The sequence below is a fragment of the Martinezella hainanensis genome, from assembly GCF_900094555.1.
Lineage (GTDB): Bacteria > Pseudomonadota > Alphaproteobacteria > Rhizobiales > Rhizobiaceae > Rhizobium > Rhizobium hainanense.
The window spans coordinates 88,655-106,452 of record NZ_FMAC01000004.1 but is presented as its reverse complement, the minus strand read 5'-3'; the positions used below and the strand labels follow the sequence as shown (position 1 = coordinate 106,452).

The following is a 17,798-nucleotide window of genomic DNA, read 5'->3' as shown; positions in this document are numbered from 1 at the left end:
CAGCGCAGTCGACTGTGCCGCGAAGCGACCTTTCGACCGCGAAATTTCAAAACAGATCCAGTCTTCAATGCGATCCCACGCCGCAGCGAATGTCATCGAACTCCCTTAAGATCCGTCGGCGATGGCTGTCGTGAATAACAAACGGAGGACGCCTTTATGAATACCGCCAATACCAAATCGAAATTGGGCACTCGCACCAATCTCAGCGAAGACGCGACGCGCGATATTTCCGCAGCGCTGACCGCTCTGCTGGCGGATGTCTTTGCCCTCTATCTGAAAACCAAGAATTTTCACTGGCACATGAGCGGCCCGCATTTCCGTGATTATCACCTTCTTCTCGATGATCAGGGCGATCAGATTTTCGCCATGACCGATCCCATGGCTGAGCGTTGCCGGAAGATCGGCGGGACGACCCTCCACTCGATCGGCCAGATCGCCAAGCTGCAGCGCATCCCCGACAATGACGCCGAATATGTCGATCCGCAGGACATGCTTGCCGAGTTGGCTGACGATAATCTCAAACTGTCAGCCGAAATCCGCGCCGTTCACGACGTCTGCGACGAATATGGCGATATCGCCACAGCAAGCCTCCTCGAAAACTGGCTTGATGAGACCGAGCGCCGCACATGGTTCCTGTTTGAAATCACGCGCAAGTCCAACCGCTGACATCTGAGACCGCGACCTTCGAACACGATCAGTTGAAGGCGGTCTGCAATGATCCCGATTTCCTCGCTCCGGCAGCGATGCCAGCGAGGAAATCCTTGACTCCTGTGGAAAACATCTTAGAACCGGCGACGGAAAAGGAAGACTTCCATGGTTCGCTTCGAACAGATCGATAGCTGCAGTCACCTGGCTGAATATGCCGGGCGGGATGTCTGTTTTCCGGTTTCTTCCAAAACCAAGGCCAAAACGACGACGAAAACCGTCTGACGTCTCTGGCCTGCCGCTCTCTCCCCGGCTCGGCTGGGGACAGGAACCGGTCGTCATGACCACGGTTCCCCCCTTCGCCCAAGAGGAGAGAAGAGAAAGAGAGCTTGAGAAATGGGTTTCAAAGTTGCAGTAGCGGGCGCGACCGGGAATGTTGGCCGCGAAATGCTCAATATCCTCGCGGAACGCGGTTTCCCGGCCGATGAGGTCGTGGCACTCGCATCGGCCCGTTCGCAGGGAACCGAGGTATCCTTCGGCGACCGGACGCTGAAGGTTTCCAACCTGGAGAACTACGATTTCTCCGACACCGACATCTGCCTGATGTCGGCCGGCGGCGACGTCTCGAAGCGGGTCTCGCCGAAGATCGGCGCCCAGGGCTGCGTCGTCATCGACAACTCCTCGGCCTGGCGCTACGACGCCGACGTGCCGCTGATCGTGCCGGAAGTAAACCCGGATGCCGTCGCGCAGTTCACCAAGCGCAACATCATCGCCAACCCGAATTGCTCGACCGCGCAGCTCGTCGTCGCCCTGAAGCCGCTGCACGACTTCGCCAAGATCAAGCGCGTCGTCGTTTCGACCTACCAGTCGGTCTCCGGCGCCGGCAAGGACGGCATGGACGAGCTGTTCAACCAGACCCGCGCCGTCTTCGTCGCCGACCCGATCGAAGCGAAGAAGTTCACCAAGCGCATCGCCTTCAATGTCATCCCGCACATCGATAGCTTCATGGAAGACGGCTACACCAAGGAAGAATGGAAGGTGCTGGCCGAAACCAAGAAGATGCTCGACCCGAAGATCAAGGTCACCTGCACGGCCGTGCGCGTACCCGTCTTCATCGGCCACTCGGAATCGGTCAACATCGAGTTCGAAAACGAGATCACAGCCGATCAGGCCCGCGACATCCTGCGCGAAGCGCCGGGCTGCCTCGTCATCGACAAGCGCGAAAACGGCGGCTACATCACGCCTTACGAATCCGCCGGCGAAGATGCGACCTATATTTCGCGTATCCGTGAAGACGCGACCGTCGAGAACGGCCTCAACCTGTGGGTCGTTTCCGACAACCTGCGCAAGGGTGCCGCGCTCAACGCCATCCAGATTGCCGAATTGCTGGTCAATCGCGGCCTCATCAAGCCGCGCAAGCAGGCTGCATAAGGATCTGTAAACCAATTTACGGTTTATAAACCCTCTCTGGCTATTCAGGATTGAATGGAAGCCTCGCCATTTCAAACGAAAGGCGGGGCTTTTCTGAATGATTTTGGTGGCGATGTTTCACATGAAACGAAAACATCGGTCGCTAAAATATGATGACATGATGGTCGGATGCTGGCATGGTCCGGTGGCGACTAAACGCGCGCGATCCCCTGGCTTCCAAGGGTTTGCGCGCCATTGAAAACGGTTACCGCGTTCGCATCGCGGTAAGATTTCGGGGACACTGAATGCGCTTCACAAAGTCTGGAATGGCGGCTCTCGTGGCGGGCGGGTTGCTGCTGGGAATGCCGCTTGCGGCAAATGCCGCCTCTTGCAGCAACACCTCCGCCGGCTTCGAAAACTGGGTGCAGGAATTCAAGCGGGAAGCGCAGGGACAGGGCGTCAGCCCGTCCACCCTCGACAGGGCCTTCGCCAACGTTCATTACAATCAGGCCACCATCCGCGCCGACCGCGGCCAGAAGAGCTTCAAGCTTTCCTTCGAGGAATTCATGAAGAAGCGTGGCGGCCAGACGATTATCAATCGCGGCAAAAGCATGAAGCAAGCCAATGCGGCGCTGTTTGCCAAGATACAGAAGCGCTTCGGCGTTCCCCCAGGCCCGATCATCGCCATCTGGGGCATGGAAACCGGCTTCGGCAGCTATATGGGCGACCAGCATACGCTTTCAGCCGTCTCGACCCTTGCCTTTGACTGCCGTCGTTCCGCATTCTTTACCGAGCAGCTCTACGCCGCCCTGAAGCTTGTGGGCGAAGGCTATCTCAGCCCGTCGGCGCGCGGCGCGGCTCACGGCGAAATCGGCCAGACGCAATTCATGCCGAAAAACGTCGTTGCCTTCGGCGTCGACGAAGATGGCGATGGCAGGGTAGACTTGGTCGGCTCGCGCGCGGATGCGCTGGCCTCGACCGCGAACTTCCTGCGTGGCCACGGCTGGCAGCCGGGCGCCGGCTATCAGCCCGGCGAGCCGAATTTCGCCGCCATCGCCGGCTGGAATGACGCAAAGGTCTATCAGCAGGCGATCGCCTATATCGGCCAGCAGATCGACGGCAAGTAAGCCTGATCTCATCAATTAAAAAGGCGCTGCGACGGGATGGTCAGCAGCGCCTTTTCATTTGATCTGCCTTCGGCCCCACCAGGCGACCGGCCCCTTAAACGTCAGGGCGGATAAAATCGCGCGTAGCCGGGTCCATGATCCATAGCTCGCCGGTCGAAATATCAAACCACGCGCCGTGCAGGCGCAGCTTGCCTTCTTCCTCGCGTGCCTTGATTTCGGGAAAGCTGCGCAGATTTTCCAGCGAATTGCGGATCGAAATACGCTCCAGCGCCGTCTGACGCTCGGTCTGCGTCATGATGTCATTGCTTTGGATCTGTTCGGCAGCCGGCTTCAGCAATGCCATCCACCGGCCGATGAAGTCACCCGGCGAGAGCGGTTCGGCATCGGGATCGAGCGCGGCGCGGATGCCGCCGCAGCGGCCATGACCCATGACGACGATGTCGGAGACCTTGAGCGACAGAACCGCGAATTCAAGCGCCGACGAGGTCGAATGGAAATTACCGTCCGGCTCGTAGGGCGGCACCATATTGGCGACATTGCGGATGACGAAGAGCTCTCCCGGGCCAGCATCGAAGATGATCTCCGGCGCTGAGCGGGAGTCACAACAGGCAATCACGAGCGTCGACGGGTTCTGGCCGAGTTCCGCCAGAGTGCGATAGCGTTCGCGCTCATCGACGTAACGCCCACTCATGAAATTGCGATAGCCGTTCAGAAGGGTGTCGGGAAAGCTTTGCATGACATTGGATTACAGCGCGCTTCGGCCGATGGCAACTGCTGCGCTGCAAAAAGCGTTAACCGTCGCGAACCGCTATTTTTTCTTCCGCTGTGCCGGATGAACAAGATGGCGCAGCTGCACCATCGCCATCGGCGTCGACAGGCTTGCGGAATCGACGGCCAGCGTCAGCTCGTTGCTGCCGCGTTTGACGGCGCGCGCCAGCACTTCAAAGACGCTGGCCGTCGTCAGTTGCAGCGCCCGCTCCTCATCCATGCCGGAAAGCAGGCGCGACAGGAAGACGGCGGACAAGAGATCGCCAAGCCCGTTCGGCGCGCCTTCCACGCTGCGATGTTCTGCAAGCAGCGCATTTCGGCCGCTGAGATAGAGATTGCCGATGCCGCCGGCCATCATCGGCACGGCGGACGTTACCAGCATGCGCGACGGCCCAAGGGCGAGTGCCGCCTCCATGATGGCGTTGTTATCCTCGAGCGGTGCACCGGCAAGCCAGGCAAGCTCGTAGCGGTTCGGCGTTGCCAGCGATGCCAGCGGGATCAGGTGGTCGCGGATCGCTTCCGCCGTCGCCTCGGGCACATAAAGCCCGCCAGCATCGCCAATAACTGGATCGCAGGCATAGAGGAGATCGGGGTTCTTCTCCCGCAAAGCCGTTACCAACCGGGCGACGGAAAGCGCCTGCGCAGCATTGCCGAAATAGCCCGACAGCACCGCCCTGACCTCGGAAAGCCAGGGTGCGGCGATGAGATCGTCGATCGCATGGTCGAAATCCGCCTCGTTGAAGGTTAGCCGCGTCGAACGCCCATGGCCGGGATGCCATGGCAGAACGATCGTCGGCAGCGCCCACACCGGATGGCCGAGCGTCTCCAGCGCGAAGACGGCCGCACGATTGCCGACCGACCCTCGGACGACATGGCTGGAGATGACGATAACGGCGCCGGCGGACACTCGCGACATGATGCTAGCTTTCAAGTTCAGAGCTTCAAACTGCCATGGCGCCGTTGATGATCCCTTTGGCGGCACTCTGTCAACCGCACTTCACAGAGTCATGAAAACCTCTGTTGACGAGCCCACTCCGCCAATTTCACACTAATGACATCCGCTTTGCATCGAGATCGCGCATTCCGGCAAGATTTTTAAAAAAAACCGGCCAAAATCAGTCCGAAAGCAACCAAATTCGCATTCTTTTTGCCAGTTTTTTCGCTAAACCTTCTGCTACTGTCGTCAAAATTCAAAAATCGGGAGGAATTCCATGGCGCCCAAGACCAATCCGAAACGGGAAAAACAGATCGAAGCGGCACGCAAGATAGCGGCGGCAACGGGCGAGGCGCACCTTGATCCCGAAATCCTGTTCGGCCGGGCGAGCAACGACGACATGGAGCTTTACAGCCCGGAAATGCTGGCTCTTGCCGCGACGCATGCGGCCAAGGAACTCGCGGCCTGGGGCGGCACCTCTCCGCGCGTCAGCATCGAGCAGGTCGCCAACATCGAGCCCGATGGCGTTGCCGTGTCGATCCTCTCGATCACCGACCACAACATGCCCTTCCTCTATGAATCGATCATGGGCGAAGTGACCAGCAGCTACCGCGATCTCTATATGGCGGTGCATCCGATCCTGATCATCGAGAAAGGCAAGCAGCCCAACCTCTATTCAGCCGATCAACCGAGCGACCCCGCCCATCGCGTCAGCCATATCCAGTTGCATCTCTCACCCCTATCGACGGCGCAGGCAACGGATCTGACCAAGCGGGTCCAGACCGTGCTCGACCAGACGCATCTTACCGTTTCCGACTGGAAGCCGATGCTGTCGCGCCTCGACACAGTCATTTCCGAGCTTTCCACCTACGAAGCGGCCGGCCGCCGTAAGAACGACCGAGACGAAGCGCTCGCCTTCCTTGCCTGGCTAAGAGACGGCAATTTCACCTTCCTCGGCATGCGCGAATATGTCTATTCCGGCAAGGGCGCCAACGCCAAGGTGGAGCGCGATCGCGGCACCGGCCTCGGCATCCTCTCCAATCCGGATGTCCGCGTCCTCCGACAGGGCAAGGACCAGGTGACCACGACGCCTGAAATCCTCGCCTTCCTCGATGGGCCGGATTTCCTGATCGTCACCAAGGCCAACGTCAAGTCGGTCGTCCATCGCCGCGCCTATATGGATTATGTCGGCGTCAAGCGCTTCGACACGGATGGCAACGTCACCGGCGAGCTGCGCATCGTCGGCCTCTTCACCTCCACCGCCTATACCAGCGCCGCAATTGAAGTGCCGCTGCTGCGCTCGAAGGTGCAGAAGATCAAGGATCACTTCGGCTTCGATCCCACAAGCCATTCCGGCCGCATGCTCGACAACACGCTGGAATCCTACCCCCGCGACGATCTCTTCCAGATCGATACGACGCTGCTCGCGAGCTTTGCCGAGCAGATCAACGACCTGACAGACCGGCCGCGCGTGCGGGCGCTGCCGCGCATCGATCATTTCGACCGCTTCGTCTCCGTCATCGTCTATGTCCCGCGCGAGGAATATGATTCCGTCGTCCGCGAGAAGATCGGCAACTACCTGAAGTCAGTCTATGACGGCCGCGTCTCCGCTTATTATCCGGCTTTCCCGGAAGGCGGCGTGGCCCGCGTTCACTTCATCATCGGCCGTAGCGCCGGCAAGACGCCACACGTTCCCCAAGCCAAGCTGGAAGAGGCGATCCGCGCCATCACCGCCCGCTGGGATGAGCGTTTCGTCATGCTGGCAGGTCCGAAAGCGCCGAACATCTCCGTCAGCCAGGCTTTCCAGGAAGCTTTCTCGCCGGAAGACGCCTTTGCCGACCTGCCCGATATCGTCGCCACGGCCGGTGCCGAGCCGATCCGTATCGGCTTCTATATCCGCAAGGACGAGGCGGGCGACATTCTCTCGCTGAAGATCTTCCATGGCGATGGCAACCTCGCACTGTCGCGCCGCGTGCCGCTGCTTGAAAATCTCGGCTTCAACGTCATCAGCGAGCGCACCTTCGATATCTACGTCACGGCCAAGGACGGCTCCACCGGCCATGTCGTGCTTCACGACATGGAACTGGAAGCGCGCGGCGGCCTGACGATCGATCTCGCCCGTCATGGCGCCGCGCTGGAAGAAGCCTTCCTCGCCGCCTTCGGCGGCACGATCGACAATGATGCCTTCAACCGGCTGATCGTCTCAGCCGACCTCTCCGCCCGTGAGACGAACGTCTTGCGCGCCTATTCCCGCTATCTGCGCCAGGCAGGCATTGCCTATTCGCAGGATTATATCTCTGCGACGTTGGACAAGTATCCGCGCATCGCTGCCTCGCTCTTCCGCCTGTTCCACGACACGCTCGATCCGAAACTCAGCGACAAGAACCGCACGAAGAAGCTTTCCGACCTCCATGCCGCCATCGAGACCGAGCTCGCCGACGTTCCGAGCCTCGACGACGACCGCATCCTGCGCCGCTACGTTAATGCCATCGATGCGACGCTGCGCACCAACTATTTCCAGAGGAATGCAGACGGCACGCCGAAGGCCATGCTCGCCTTCAAGCTCGATCCCAAGCTCCTCGATGGCCTGCCCGAGCCGCGCCCCTTCCGCGAAATCTTCGTCTACGGCGTCGAAGTGGAAGGCGTGCACCTGCGCTTCGGCAAGGTGGCACGCGGCGGCCTGCGCTGGTCGGACCGCGCTGAAGATTATCGCACCGAAGTGCTCGGCCTGGTGAAGGCACAGCAGGTCAAGAACGCCGTCATCGTGCCCGTCGGCGCCAAGGGCGGCTTCTATCCGAAGAAGCTTCCGGTCGGCGGCAGCCGCGACGAGGTCTTCAATGCCGGCCGCGAAGCCTACAAAACCTATATCCGCACGCTGCTGTCGATCACCGACAATATCTCCGGCGCCGATATCATCCCGCCGGCCGACACGGTGCGGCTCGATGGCGACGATCCCTATTTCGTCGTCGCCGCCGACAAGGGCACCGCCACCTTCTCCGACACCGCCAATGCGCTCGCGCAGGAAGCCGGCTTCTGGCTGGACGACGCCTTCGCCTCGGGCGGCTCGGCCGGCTATGACCACAAGAAGATGGGCATCACCGCCCGCGGCGCCTGGGAAACCGTGAAGCGCCACTTCCGCGAAATGGACATCGATATCCAGACGACGCCCTTCAACGTCGTCGGCGTCGGCGACATGTCCGGCGACGTCTTCGGCAACGGCATGCTGCTGTCTCCGAAGATCCGCCTGCTCGCCGCTTTCGACCACCGCGATATCTTCATCGATCCCGATCCGGACATGGCAAAGACGCTTGCCGAACGCCAGCGTCTTTTCGATCTGCCGCGCTCCAGCTGGCAGGATTTCGACAACTCGGTCCTGTCGAAGGGCGCGATGATCATCTCCCGCTCGGCCAAATCGGTGACGCTGACGCCGGAGGCGGTCGCCTCCATCGGCATCGACAAGTCAGTCGCAACACCTTTCGAGATCATGACGGCGATCCTCAGGGCTCCCGTTGATCTCTTGTGGTTCGGCGGCATCGGCACCTACGTCAAGGCGCCGTCGGAGACGGATTCGGAAGTCGGCGACCGTGCCAACGATCCGATCCGCATCACGGCCGAGGAAGTGCGCGCCAAGGTGATCGGCGAGGGTGCCAATCTCGGTGTCACGCAGAAGGGCCGCATCGCCTATGGCCTCAAGGGCGGACGCTGCAACTCCGATGCCATAGACAACTCCGCCGGCGTCAACACCTCCGACGTCGAGGTCAACATCAAGATCGCGCTCGCCAACGCCATGTTCGATGACCGGCTGACACGCGCCAAGCGCGATATCCTGCTGGCGTCGATGACCGACGAAGTCGGCGCGCTCGTCCTGCGCAACAACTACCTGCAATCCCTGGCGATCTCGCTGACAGAGCGCAAGGGCACCGGCAACGCTCTCGAACTCAGCCGCTTTATGAGCGTGCTGGAAGCAGCAAAACAGCTCAATCGCAAGGTCGAAACCCTGCCCGACGACCAGACCTTCGCCGAGCGTTACGCCAACGGACGCCCGCTGACGCGCCCCGAAATCGGCGTGCTGCTCTCCTATGCCAAGATCGTTCTCTTCGACGCGCTTGTCGCCAGCGACCTGCCTGACGATCCCTATTTCGCCGCAACCCTCAGCCGCTATTTCCCGGCCAAGATGCAGCGTTCGAACGCCACCGATATCGAAAGCCATCGCCTGCGCCGCGAAATCATCGGCACGGCGCTCGCCAACGAAGCGATCAACCGCGGCGGCCCGGGCTTTGCCGTCAGCATGATGGACGCGACGGCGGCATCGGCTGCGGAAGTCGTCAAGGCCGCCGTCATCGCCCGCGATGGCTTCGATCTCGACCGGCTCTGGAACGAGACCGACGCGTTGGACGGCAAGGTCGGCGGCCAGATGCAGAACCGCGTCTATGGCGAGATCACCGAGGTCTACACCGTTCTGACGCGCCTGCTACTGAAGACCGGGGCCGCCAAGGGTGAGATCGAGGAAACCGTTAGCCGGCTTCGCGCAGCCCTGAAGAAGTTGCGCCCAGTCTTCCTCAGCCACATCCCGGCGGATTTCGCGGCCGAGATCGCCGCTCGCGAAGCGGAATACCAGGCTGCCGGCCTGCCGGAAAAGCTGGCTTCGGAGATCGCCACGATCTACGCGCTCGTTCTCGTACCGGAAATCATGCAGATCGCCGAGCGCACCGGCGATACGCTGAACCGCGCGGCTGAAAGCTACTTCACGGTGTCGCAGACCTTCCGCGTCGGTCGCCTGCTGCTTGCCGGCAGCCGGATCGTCACCGGCGATCATTACGAGAGCCTGGCGCTCGCGCGCAGCCTCGACCAGATCGCCGGCGCCCGCCGCGATATCGTCATCTCGGCGCTATCAAACCATCCGAAGGACAAGCAGCCGGTTCAGGCCTGGCATGCGGAAGACCGTATCCGCATCAATCGCATCGCCGAAGAACTCGGCGGCCTCAGCGAAAGCGGCGATCCGAACCTTGCCCGCATCACCGTCGCCGCGGGCCTGCTCAGCGATCTTGCGAACGGCCGGGCAAGGTGACACAGTCCGCCCCGGCCCGTCATACGGGTAAGGGATTGAGGGGCAGGATCTGGTGGCAACCGAAATTGACAATGACGTGCCGGCCAAAGTGCCGGCACGCGGCATCTGGGGCTGGATGTTCTTCGACTGGGCGGCTCAGCCGTTCTTCACCGTCGTCACCACCTTCATTTTCGGCCCCTATTTCGTTGCGCGGCTGACGGCCGATCCTGTCTCAGCGCAAACGACCTGGAGTAACATGGCGACGATCTCCTCGGTGATCATCGCCATTCTCTCCCCGGTTCTCGGCTCGATCGCTGATCAATCGGGCGCCCGAAAACCCTGGATCGCCTTCTTCGCCGTCATCAAGATTGCAAGCCTCTTCTGTCTCTGGGGAGCAGCGCCCGAATCGCCTGTCATCTACCCTGTCATCTTCATGATTCTCGCCTCGATCTCGGCCGAATTCTCGATCGTCTTCAACGATTCGATGATGCCACGGCTGGTCGGCAAGGACGATGTCGGCAGGCTGTCGAACGCCGCCTGGGGCCTCGGCTATCTCGGCGGCATGATCGTGCTGATCACCGTCGTTGCGCTGCTCGCCGGCAATCCGCAGACCGGCAGGACCATTCTCGGCCAGACGCCGCTCTTCGGCCTCGATGCAACGCTCGGCGAGGATGCGCGCATCACCGGACCGATTTCGGCCGTCTGGTATCTCATCTTCATCCTGCCAATGTTCCTCTTCACGCCCGACGCCGCCCGCGGCCTGCCACTTCGCGCCGCCGTTCGCTCGGGCCTGCGCGAGCTGTCGGCGACCTTGGGCGAGCTGAAGCGCCGGCGCGGCGTCAGCCTCTTCCTCATCGCCCGCATGATCTATCAGGATGGCGTCAACGGCCTCTTGATCCTCGGCGGCACATTCGCGGCCGGCATGTTCGGCTGGGCGACGATCGAGATCGGCATCTACGGCATCATTCTCAACGTCATCGCCATCTTCGGTTGCTTTGCCGCCGGCTATGTCGATCGCTGGCTGGGCTCGAAGACGACAGTTACGATCAGCCTGACGCTGCTGCTCATCGCCACCTTCGGCATTCTCTCGACCGGTCCCGGCTTCACGCTGTTCGGCTTCGTTCCGCTCTCCACGGTCAGCTCCGGCGGTCTGTTCGGTACGGCGGCGGAAAAGGCCTATATCGGCTACGGCCTGTTGATCGGCATCGCCTTCGGGCCTGTGCAGGCCTCCTCGCGCTCCTATCTCGCCCGCAGCGTAAGCCTCTCGGAAGCCGGCCGCTATTTCGGCATCTACGCTCTGTCAGGCCGCGCCACCAGCTTCATGGCGACGCTGTTCTTCTCACTGGTGACCTATTGGAGCGGCTCGGCCCGCCTCGGCATGGCGACGCTCGTCATCTTCCTTGCCGGCGGCCTGTTGCTCTTGCTGCCAACGCCCTATCCGGCCGACGAGAAGAAGTAGGCAAAGAAAATCCCGGCTGGTTCGCCAGCCGGGATATAAAATTTTTCGATTGGGTATATCCGCCATTTAATGGCGGAAATGGCGAACGCCGGTAAAGACCATCGCGACATTGTGCTCATTGGCCGCGTCGATGACTTCCTGGTCGCGCATCGAGCCACCGGGCTGAATGACGGCGGTGGCGCCGGCAGCGATCGCCGAGAGCAGGCCGTCGGCAAAGGGCAGGAAGGCTTCGGAAGCGACGGCGGAGCCGCGCGTCAGCGGCTCGGCGAGCCCCATGGCCTTGGCGGCTTCCTCGGCCTTGATGGCGGCGATCCGGGCGGAATCGACACGGCTCATCTGCCCCGCGCCGATACCGGCCGTCTGGCCATCCTTGGCGTAGACGACGGCATTCGACTTTACGTGCTTGGCAACACGGAAGGCGAACTTCATGTCCTCAAGCTCCTGCGCCGTCGGCGCGCGCTTGGTCACGACCTTGAGCTCCATGTCCTCGACCAAGGCATTATCGCGGTTCTGGACCAGCAGACCGCCGGAGACGGTCTTTGCGGTCAGGCCGGCAGCGCGCGGATCGGGCAGGGCGCCGACCGAGAGCAGGCGGAGGTTCGGCTTGCGGGCGATGATCGCCTTGGCTTCCTCGGTGACGTCAGGCGCGATGATGACCTCAGTGAAAAGCTTGACGATCTCTTCCGCCGTTTCGGCGTCGAGCAGGCTGTTCAAAGCAATGATGCCGCCGAAGGCCGAGGTGGAATCGCAGGCAAGAGCACGCTTGTAGGCTTCCGCGAGGCTCGGGCCGGTGGCGACACCGCAAGGGTTGGCATGCTTGATGATCGCGCAGGCCGGGCCGTTTTCCGGCAGGAACTCGGCAACGAGCTCATAGGCCGCATCGGTGTCGTTGATATTGTTGTAGGAAAGCTGCTTGCCCTGAAGGAGCGTCGCCGTGGAAACGCCGGGACGGTTTTCCCCAGTCAGGTAGAAAGCCGCCTTCTGGTGCGGGTTTTCGCCATAGCGCATTTCCTCGCGCAGCACCCCGCCAATGACGCGGTGGCGCGGCGTGGCGATATCCAGCGCTTCGGCAAACCAGTTGGAGATCATCGCGTCGTAAGCGGCGGTGCGGGCAAAGGCCTTGGCGGCCATGCGCTTGCGGAAATCATAAGTGGTCTGGCCGGCATCGGCGGAAAGCTGCGTCAATAGTTCGGCATAATCAGAGGGATCGGTCAGCGTGGTCACATAGGCATGGTTCTTGGCCGAAGCGCGGATCATCGCCGGACCGCCGATGTCGATATTCTCAACCGTCGTCGGATAATCACCGCCGGCCTTGCGCACGTCCTCGAAGGGATAGAGGTTGATGACGGCAAGATCGATGGCCTCGATGCCGTGCTCCTTCATCGCAGCCTGATGCTCGGCATCGTCGCGAATGGCAAGCAGGCCGCCGTGCACCTTCGGATGCAGCGTCTTGACGCGGCCGTCCATGATCTCCGGAAAATTCGTCACTTCCGACACGTCGGTTACCGCAAGGCCGGCCGCCGCGATCGCCTTGTGCGTGCCGCCAGTCGACAGCAGGCGCACGCCCTGTTCGCTGAGCGCGCGCGCCAGTTCGACGATGCCGGTCTTGTCGAAGACGGACAAAAGCGCGGTTTTCACCTTCACCTTGTCGGGAGCGGGAATTTTCTTGGAAACGACGGCCATGGGCTTTCTCCGGTCTAGAGCAACTCCAGGAAAGGTGTATGGCGGTTTTCCGTCCGGAGTTGCGATAACAAAAAACAGAGCGGAAACGCTCTGGTATGAGGAGATGAGACGTCCGGCGGAAATGGCGCGGGACGGGAATGCCGCCCCGTTAGCATAGCTGACGCTGTTAGCCTATGGCCGATGGGATAAAAACCAGCGGATTTCCGGCTTTTCGGTGATCTTGAAAACGATCTCGAGCTGATCGGAAGAGCGCATGCCCGAAGGATCGGCAAAGAAGATGTCTTCCGCCACCAGCACCTCGTTGCCAGGCGAGGAGAAGACCCAGGTTTCCCCGTCCGGCGCGATCAGCAGCGCGGAGTCCGTCTCGGTCTGCAACAGGCTGATGGAAGGGTGAATATGAAAGCGGGCCGAGGCGATACCTTCGCCTTTCGGCGGCTGCTTCCTACCCTCCGGGACCAGGAACCGGTCGCGGCCGGCGACGATCGTGCCGCTGGCGTTGAGGCTGACCTCGCGCTCGTGGACATAGCCGAAGGTGGAGAGATAACCGTCGTGCGCGGCGCGGACATAGTCGCGCCCGTCTTCAGTCTCGGCGCGCTCGACGATGACCTTTTTCACACCGCTGACCATGATCGGCCCCAGCGATTTCGACTTGGAAAACTGGCAGGACGAGGTGTCGTTGAGCGTGACGGTCGAATGCGCGGCCGTCGCCCGCGCCGCCTGCATGAAGCGATCGCCCGCAAACTCCGGCGCGCCGGAATTGATGATGAAGCGCGTCTTGCCTGAGGACATCTCGAAAGACAGACAGCCGGCATGGGCCGTGCGGCTGAGATCGGTCGAAGCGGCGTTCCCGGCATCGACGATGACGACGGCCGAACCGGCCGACAGCCGGTGATATTTTGTGTGCGGCAGCGCCTTGAAGGCCTGTCCCGCCGTCTCGTCATAACGCAACACCGACATCAGCTCGTTGGCAAGCGTCGATGTCGCGCCGTTGAACAGCGCCAGATCGCCATCCTGATGGCGGAAAAAGCGCAGCGCCGGATACATGCGGTCGATGCCGGGGATCAGCCGCACCGGCACGTCGTGGCCGAGATTGACATAGGTCTGGCGCAGCGGCAGCAGGTCGAGCAACAGCTCCAGCGACGCACGCGGATTGCGGGAGATATGGCCGCCATCTGCCAGGATCTGCCGGTCGATCTCGCGATCGAGCGCCTGACCGGCCCGTTTCAGCGTCAGCGAACTGCTCGGCATTGCGACTGAGGCCATGGCAAGCGCGATGCGCACACGAAAACGGGTGATGCCATCGGGCGACGACGCCACGACCCGACGCAAGAAGCGCACATGAAAGACGAGCATGCGCATGAAGCGGCGGTAGAAGCCGCTATCGGTGCCCTGCAAAAGCACGGGCGAATGCGACAGGAGCGCGACCAGCCGCTGCGCCGCTATATCGGGCGACCAGGCAAGGCCATGCAGCCGGCGGCCGTGAACCGCGATCCAGTCGGTGAGGATCGAACGCGCCATGGCCGAGGCCTGATCGCTCTTTTCCGCCCGCAAATGCCGCAACCAGCGGAAATTATGCAGCCGCGCTGCAAAGGCCAGCGACGGGAGCTCCAGCGAAAAGGGCGAAGCGCCTTGCGTTTCCAGAACCCGCCCAGCCAGCAGGATGCGGCCGTTCAGAAGCTCTTCGACGAAAAAGGGATCGACGCTGCGAAGGTCGGTCGGCGCCACGATTAGGCGCTCCGGCACACGCATCGTGTGGCGGGTGAGACGCAATCGCGTCAACGCCGCGCGGCGCGACATCCGCCGCCATGCTTCCCGCATGTATGAACTCACAAAACCCTGCCGCAGATCTGCATATTTGCTTCTGCTTACTCTCATTATCCGTGGTTAAAAAGAGGTTACGGATATACCGATAAAGGACATATTACCGGTTTTTTAACCGCTTGATGGATGACGCGGCGAACCGTCATCAATGCGTGCGTCGAAGCACGACTGCGAAAAAGCCGTCGAGGCCGGAGGCAAAGCCATCGGCAAGCGGCAGCATGTCCGGCGTGGTGCGGAAGGCGCCGAGCGGCGAAATCGCCGCTTCCAAACCCGGCCAATCCCCCGCGTCGATCGGCACGCGCTCCACGTCATCCTTCTCGGCAAGCAGCCGCGCGACCAGATCCTCGCCCTCTTCGGGATCGAGCGAACAATTGGAAAAGACCACCACGCCGCCGGGTTTGACGAGCGTCAGGGCATGGCGAAGCAGGCGCGCCTGCAGGCCGGCAAGCTTGGCGATATCTTCCGGCCCCTTGGTCCAGAGCACGTCGGGATGACGACGCGTCGTACCCGTCGAGGAGCAGGGCGCATCGAGAAGAGCGGCATCGAACAGCGCCTCGGGCTGATATTTGCTCATATCGGCAACGACGGTCTCGGCCTCGAAACCAAGGCGAGAGAGATTGCCGGATAGCCGCTTCAGCCGGTTGGCGGATTGATCGAGAGCCGTGACCTCGGCGCCCGCGAGAATAAGCTGGGCCGTCTTACCGCCGGGCGCCGCACAGAGGTCGACGACCCGCTTGCCGGTCAATGGGCCGAAAAGCCTGGCCGGAATGCTGGCGGCGGCATCCTGAACCCACCACTCGCCCTCGTCGAATCCTTCCAGCGAGGGAATGGACCCCTCGAACGCAGCAAGCCTCACGCCGCCGGTCGGCAACACGGTACCGTTCAACCGCTTCGCCCAGCCTTCGGGATCGGATTTCACCGTGAGATCGATCGCGGCCGGCTCAAGCTGCGTGTCGGAAATTTTGAACGCGGCTGGCGCGCCATAGGCAGCTTCCAGGCGAGAGAGGAACCAGTCCGGCATGGCCGGCACCTTCGCGACCCGCTCGAGTATCTCCTGCTTCTCACGGCCGATGCGGCGGAGGATGGCGTTGACCAGCTTGGCGAAGCGGCGGTTGCGGGGATCGCGGTTGGCCTGCTCGACAGCAAGATCGACGGCGGAATGATCCGGCACGTCGAGATAGAGGATCTGCGTCGCACCGACGACCAGCACGTGATGCAGGGCGCGGGCACCTTCCGGCAGCGGCGAATCGAGCAGCGACGATATCGCCGCCTCGATGCGCGGCAGGTGCCTGAGCGCGCTGTTCAAAATGGCGCGCACCAAGGCCCGGTCGCCATCGCTGAGCGTCGTATAGGCAGCGCTGCCGCCTTCGGCATCAAGCATGCCGTCGAGCGGCGTCTTGCGGTCCAGCACGGCTCCCAGGATCTTCGACGCCGCCGCGCGGGCCGCAAGGCCGGGCTTCGGTGGAGACAAATCGGCCGGCCGCGACTGCTGCGGCCGCTTGCCCGATCGTTTTCCGTCTTTGTTGGAAGCGTTGTTTTTCGTGTCAGAACTCAAGACCAGGGACCCTTCGGCGGTTGCGAACCACCGCGACCCGTATTCGGCACGGAGCGCGATTTGCGCCCCGGATTAGCAGTCAGAACCGGTCCCGTCGAGCCAAAGCCCGAAGATGGGCCTGAAGAGGGCGGCATCGGCGAGGTGCCGCCGCCGCCGTAACGGGCCATGTCGTGCAGCGCGGCGATGCGGTTTTCCGTGTTCGGATGCGTGGAAAACAGGTTGTCCATGCGCTCGCCGGAAAGCGGATTGATGATGAACATATGCGCCGTCGCCGGATGACCTTCGGCTTCCTCATTCGGAATATGCGCCGCACCGCGGGCGATCTTGCCAAGCGCCGAGGCGAGCCAGAGCGGGTTGCCGCAGATTTCCGCGCCACGGCGGTCGGCCGAATATTCGCGCGTGCGGCTGATCGCCATCTGCACCAGCATGGCAGCAAGAGGCGCGACGATCATCGCCGCGAGAACGCCGATCATGCCGAGCGGATTGTTGTTGTCGCGGCGGCCGCCGAAGAAGAAGGCGAAGTTGCCGAGCATGGAAATGGCGCCGGCAAGCGTCGCCGTAATCGTCATGGTCAGCGTATCGCGGTTCTGCACATGGGCAAGCTCGTGCGCCATCACGCCAGCGACTTCGTCGGGCGTCAGTGCGTGCAGAAGACCCGTGGAGGCGGCAACGGCGGCATTTTCTGGATTGCGGCCCGTGGCAAACGCATTCGGCTGCGGGCTGTCATAGAGATAAACCCTAGGCATCGGCAGGCCGGCATTGCGGGCGAGATCGCGGACGATCCTGTAGAATTCCGGGGCGCTGCGCTCATCCACCTCCTGCGCACCATAGGTAGAGAGCACCATGCGGTCCGAATTCCAGTAGGAAAAGAAATTCATGCCGGCGGCCACGACAAATGCGATCAGCATGCCCGATTGACCGCCGATCAGATAGCCGACGCCCATGAAAAGCGCGGTCATGAAGGCAAGCAGCATGGCAGTACGCATGAGATTCATCGAAAGGTCTCCAACACATCTGTCGTCCAAACCTTTTTCTTTGCGGCCGGACGCACTATGATTTGGCTATTCCTCCCTCCATTTCAATATTCCGGAGGTCGTACGAGACCATGCAGACAGCAGATAACGACAATAAACTCGACACCGAAGCCGGTGAAGCGACCCGCAAACCGCTCTCGCCCGCTGCCAAGCGCGCCCTTGCCGAAGCTGAGGAGCGGCGCCAGGCGAAGGAAGCTCAAGCACGGGCCGAGCTCCCTCCCGAAATCGGCGGCCGCGGCGGCTCTGATCCCGCCCGCTTCGGCGATTGGGAAATCAACGGCCGGGCGATCGATTTTTGAGATGAATATAGGTTAG

12 protein-coding genes are annotated in these 17,798 nt (G+C 61.7%); 6 read left to right on the top strand and 6 right to left on the bottom strand.

Annotation, left to right across the window (positions count from 1 at the left end; all coding sequences use genetic code 11):
* Positions 1 to 156: 156 nt before the first annotated feature.
* The 3 genes from GA0061100_RS14195 to GA0061100_RS14185 all read left to right on the top strand — a co-directional run bounded on the left by GA0061100_RS14195 (position 157) and on the right by GA0061100_RS14185 (position 3,182).
* The gene (locus GA0061100_RS14195) at positions 157 to 666 is read left to right on the top strand and encodes a Dps family protein (protein WP_075853373.1); all 510 of its coding nucleotides are present in this window, start codon (positions 157 to 159) and stop codon (positions 664 to 666) included.
* Between the two features lie 375 nt (positions 667 to 1,041).
* The gene (locus GA0061100_RS14190) at positions 1,042 to 2,076 is read left to right on the top strand and encodes an aspartate-semialdehyde dehydrogenase (protein WP_075853372.1); all 1,035 of its coding nucleotides are present in this window, start codon (positions 1,042 to 1,044) and stop codon (positions 2,074 to 2,076) included.
* A 284-nt stretch (positions 2,077 to 2,360) separates the two neighbouring features.
* Positions 2,361 to 3,182, top strand: a complete 822-nt coding sequence (locus tag GA0061100_RS14185) for a lytic murein transglycosylase (protein ID WP_075853371.1) — start codon at positions 2,361 to 2,363, stop codon at positions 3,180 to 3,182.
* 94 nt (positions 3,183 to 3,276) lie between these two features.
* Here GA0061100_RS14185 and GA0061100_RS14180 read toward each other — a convergent pair whose 3' ends face one another.
* On the bottom strand, positions 3,277 to 3,918 hold the full coding sequence (locus GA0061100_RS14180; protein ID WP_075853370.1) for a carbonic anhydrase: 642 nt from the start codon (positions 3,916 to 3,918) through the stop codon (positions 3,277 to 3,279).
* Between the two features lie 72 nt (positions 3,919 to 3,990).
* A complete protein-coding gene (gene pdxY, locus GA0061100_RS14175) occupies positions 3,991 to 4,866 on the bottom strand; it encodes a pyridoxal kinase PdxY (RefSeq protein ID WP_075853369.1) in 876 nt (291 codons plus the stop codon).
* A gap of 295 nt (positions 4,867 to 5,161) precedes the next feature.
* Between pdxY and GA0061100_RS14170 the strand changes: the two genes are divergently transcribed.
* Both GA0061100_RS14170 and GA0061100_RS14165 read left to right on the top strand, forming a co-directional pair.
* Positions 5,162 to 9,952: an NAD-glutamate dehydrogenase gene (locus tag GA0061100_RS14170; RefSeq protein ID WP_075853368.1), complete on the top strand. Its 4,791-nt coding sequence runs from the start codon at positions 5,162 to 5,164 to the stop codon at positions 9,950 to 9,952.
* A 49-nt stretch (positions 9,953 to 10,001) separates the two neighbouring features.
* Entirely contained in the window at positions 10,002 to 11,390 is a 1,389-nt protein-coding gene (locus tag GA0061100_RS14165; protein ID WP_075853367.1) for an MFS transporter, read from the top strand.
* Positions 11,391 to 11,456: 66 nt separating this feature from the next.
* On the opposite strand, the gene purH is transcribed toward GA0061100_RS14165, so the two are convergent.
* The 4 genes from purH to htpX form a co-directional block, all read right to left on the bottom strand.
* Complete coding sequence (gene purH / locus GA0061100_RS14160; protein WP_075853366.1) at positions 11,457 to 13,073, bottom strand: bifunctional phosphoribosylaminoimidazolecarboxamide formyltransferase/IMP cyclohydrolase; 1,617 nt, start codon at positions 13,071 to 13,073, stop codon at positions 11,457 to 11,459.
* Positions 13,074 to 13,244: 171 nt separating this feature from the next.
* Positions 13,245 to 14,948: a heparinase II/III family protein gene (locus tag GA0061100_RS14155; RefSeq protein ID WP_075853365.1), complete on the bottom strand. Its 1,704-nt coding sequence runs from the start codon at positions 14,946 to 14,948 to the stop codon at positions 13,245 to 13,247.
* Positions 14,949 to 15,039: 91 nt separating this feature from the next.
* Complete coding sequence (locus tag GA0061100_RS14150; protein WP_075853364.1) at positions 15,040 to 16,449, bottom strand: RsmB/NOP family class I SAM-dependent RNA methyltransferase; 1,410 nt, start codon at positions 16,447 to 16,449, stop codon at positions 15,040 to 15,042.
* Positions 16,446 to 17,444, bottom strand: coding sequence for a zinc metalloprotease HtpX (gene htpX, locus GA0061100_RS14145; RefSeq protein WP_075853363.1), 999 nt, complete (start codon positions 17,442 to 17,444; stop codon positions 16,446 to 16,448). Before htpX ends, GA0061100_RS14150 begins: the two co-directional genes overlap by 4 nt.
* Positions 17,445 to 17,554: 110 nt before the next feature.
* Here htpX and GA0061100_RS14140 point away from each other — a divergent pair, with 110 nt between their 5' ends.
* Positions 17,555 to 17,782 (top strand): DUF1674 domain-containing protein, encoded by a 228-nt coding sequence (locus GA0061100_RS14140; RefSeq protein WP_075853362.1) that lies wholly within the window; start codon positions 17,555 to 17,557, stop codon positions 17,780 to 17,782.
* Positions 17,783 to 17,798: the final 16 nt, after the last annotated feature.

What these genes read in the sequence shown, in the direction of transcription:
- GA0061100_RS14155 (WP_075853365.1), bottom strand. Translation starts at nt 14,948, where the DNA reads ATGAGAGTAAGCAGAAGCAAATATGCAGATCTGCGGCAGGGTTTTGTG.
- GA0061100_RS14170 (WP_075853368.1), top strand. Translation starts at nt 5,162, where the DNA reads ATGGCGCCCAAGACCAATCCGAAACGGGAAAAACAGATCGAAGCGGCA.
- GA0061100_RS14195 (WP_075853373.1), top strand. Translation starts at nt 157, where the DNA reads ATGAATACCGCCAATACCAAATCGAAATTGGGCACTCGCACCAATCTC.
- GA0061100_RS14185 (WP_075853371.1), top strand. Translation starts at nt 2,361, where the DNA reads ATGCGCTTCACAAAGTCTGGAATGGCGGCTCTCGTGGCGGGCGGGTTG.
- pdxY (WP_075853369.1), bottom strand. Translation starts at nt 4,866, where the DNA reads ATGTCGCGAGTGTCCGCCGGCGCCGTTATCGTCATCTCCAGCCATGTC.
- GA0061100_RS14180 (WP_075853370.1), bottom strand. Translation starts at nt 3,918, where the DNA reads ATGCAAAGCTTTCCCGACACCCTTCTGAACGGCTATCGCAATTTCATG.
- GA0061100_RS14140 (WP_075853362.1), top strand. Translation starts at nt 17,555, where the DNA reads ATGCAGACAGCAGATAACGACAATAAACTCGACACCGAAGCCGGTGAA.
- GA0061100_RS14190 (WP_075853372.1), top strand. Translation starts at nt 1,042, where the DNA reads ATGGGTTTCAAAGTTGCAGTAGCGGGCGCGACCGGGAATGTTGGCCGC.
- htpX (WP_075853363.1), bottom strand. Translation starts at nt 17,444, where the DNA reads ATGAATCTCATGCGTACTGCCATGCTGCTTGCCTTCATGACCGCGCTT.
- purH (WP_075853366.1), bottom strand. Translation starts at nt 13,073, where the DNA reads ATGGCCGTCGTTTCCAAGAAAATTCCCGCTCCCGACAAGGTGAAGGTG.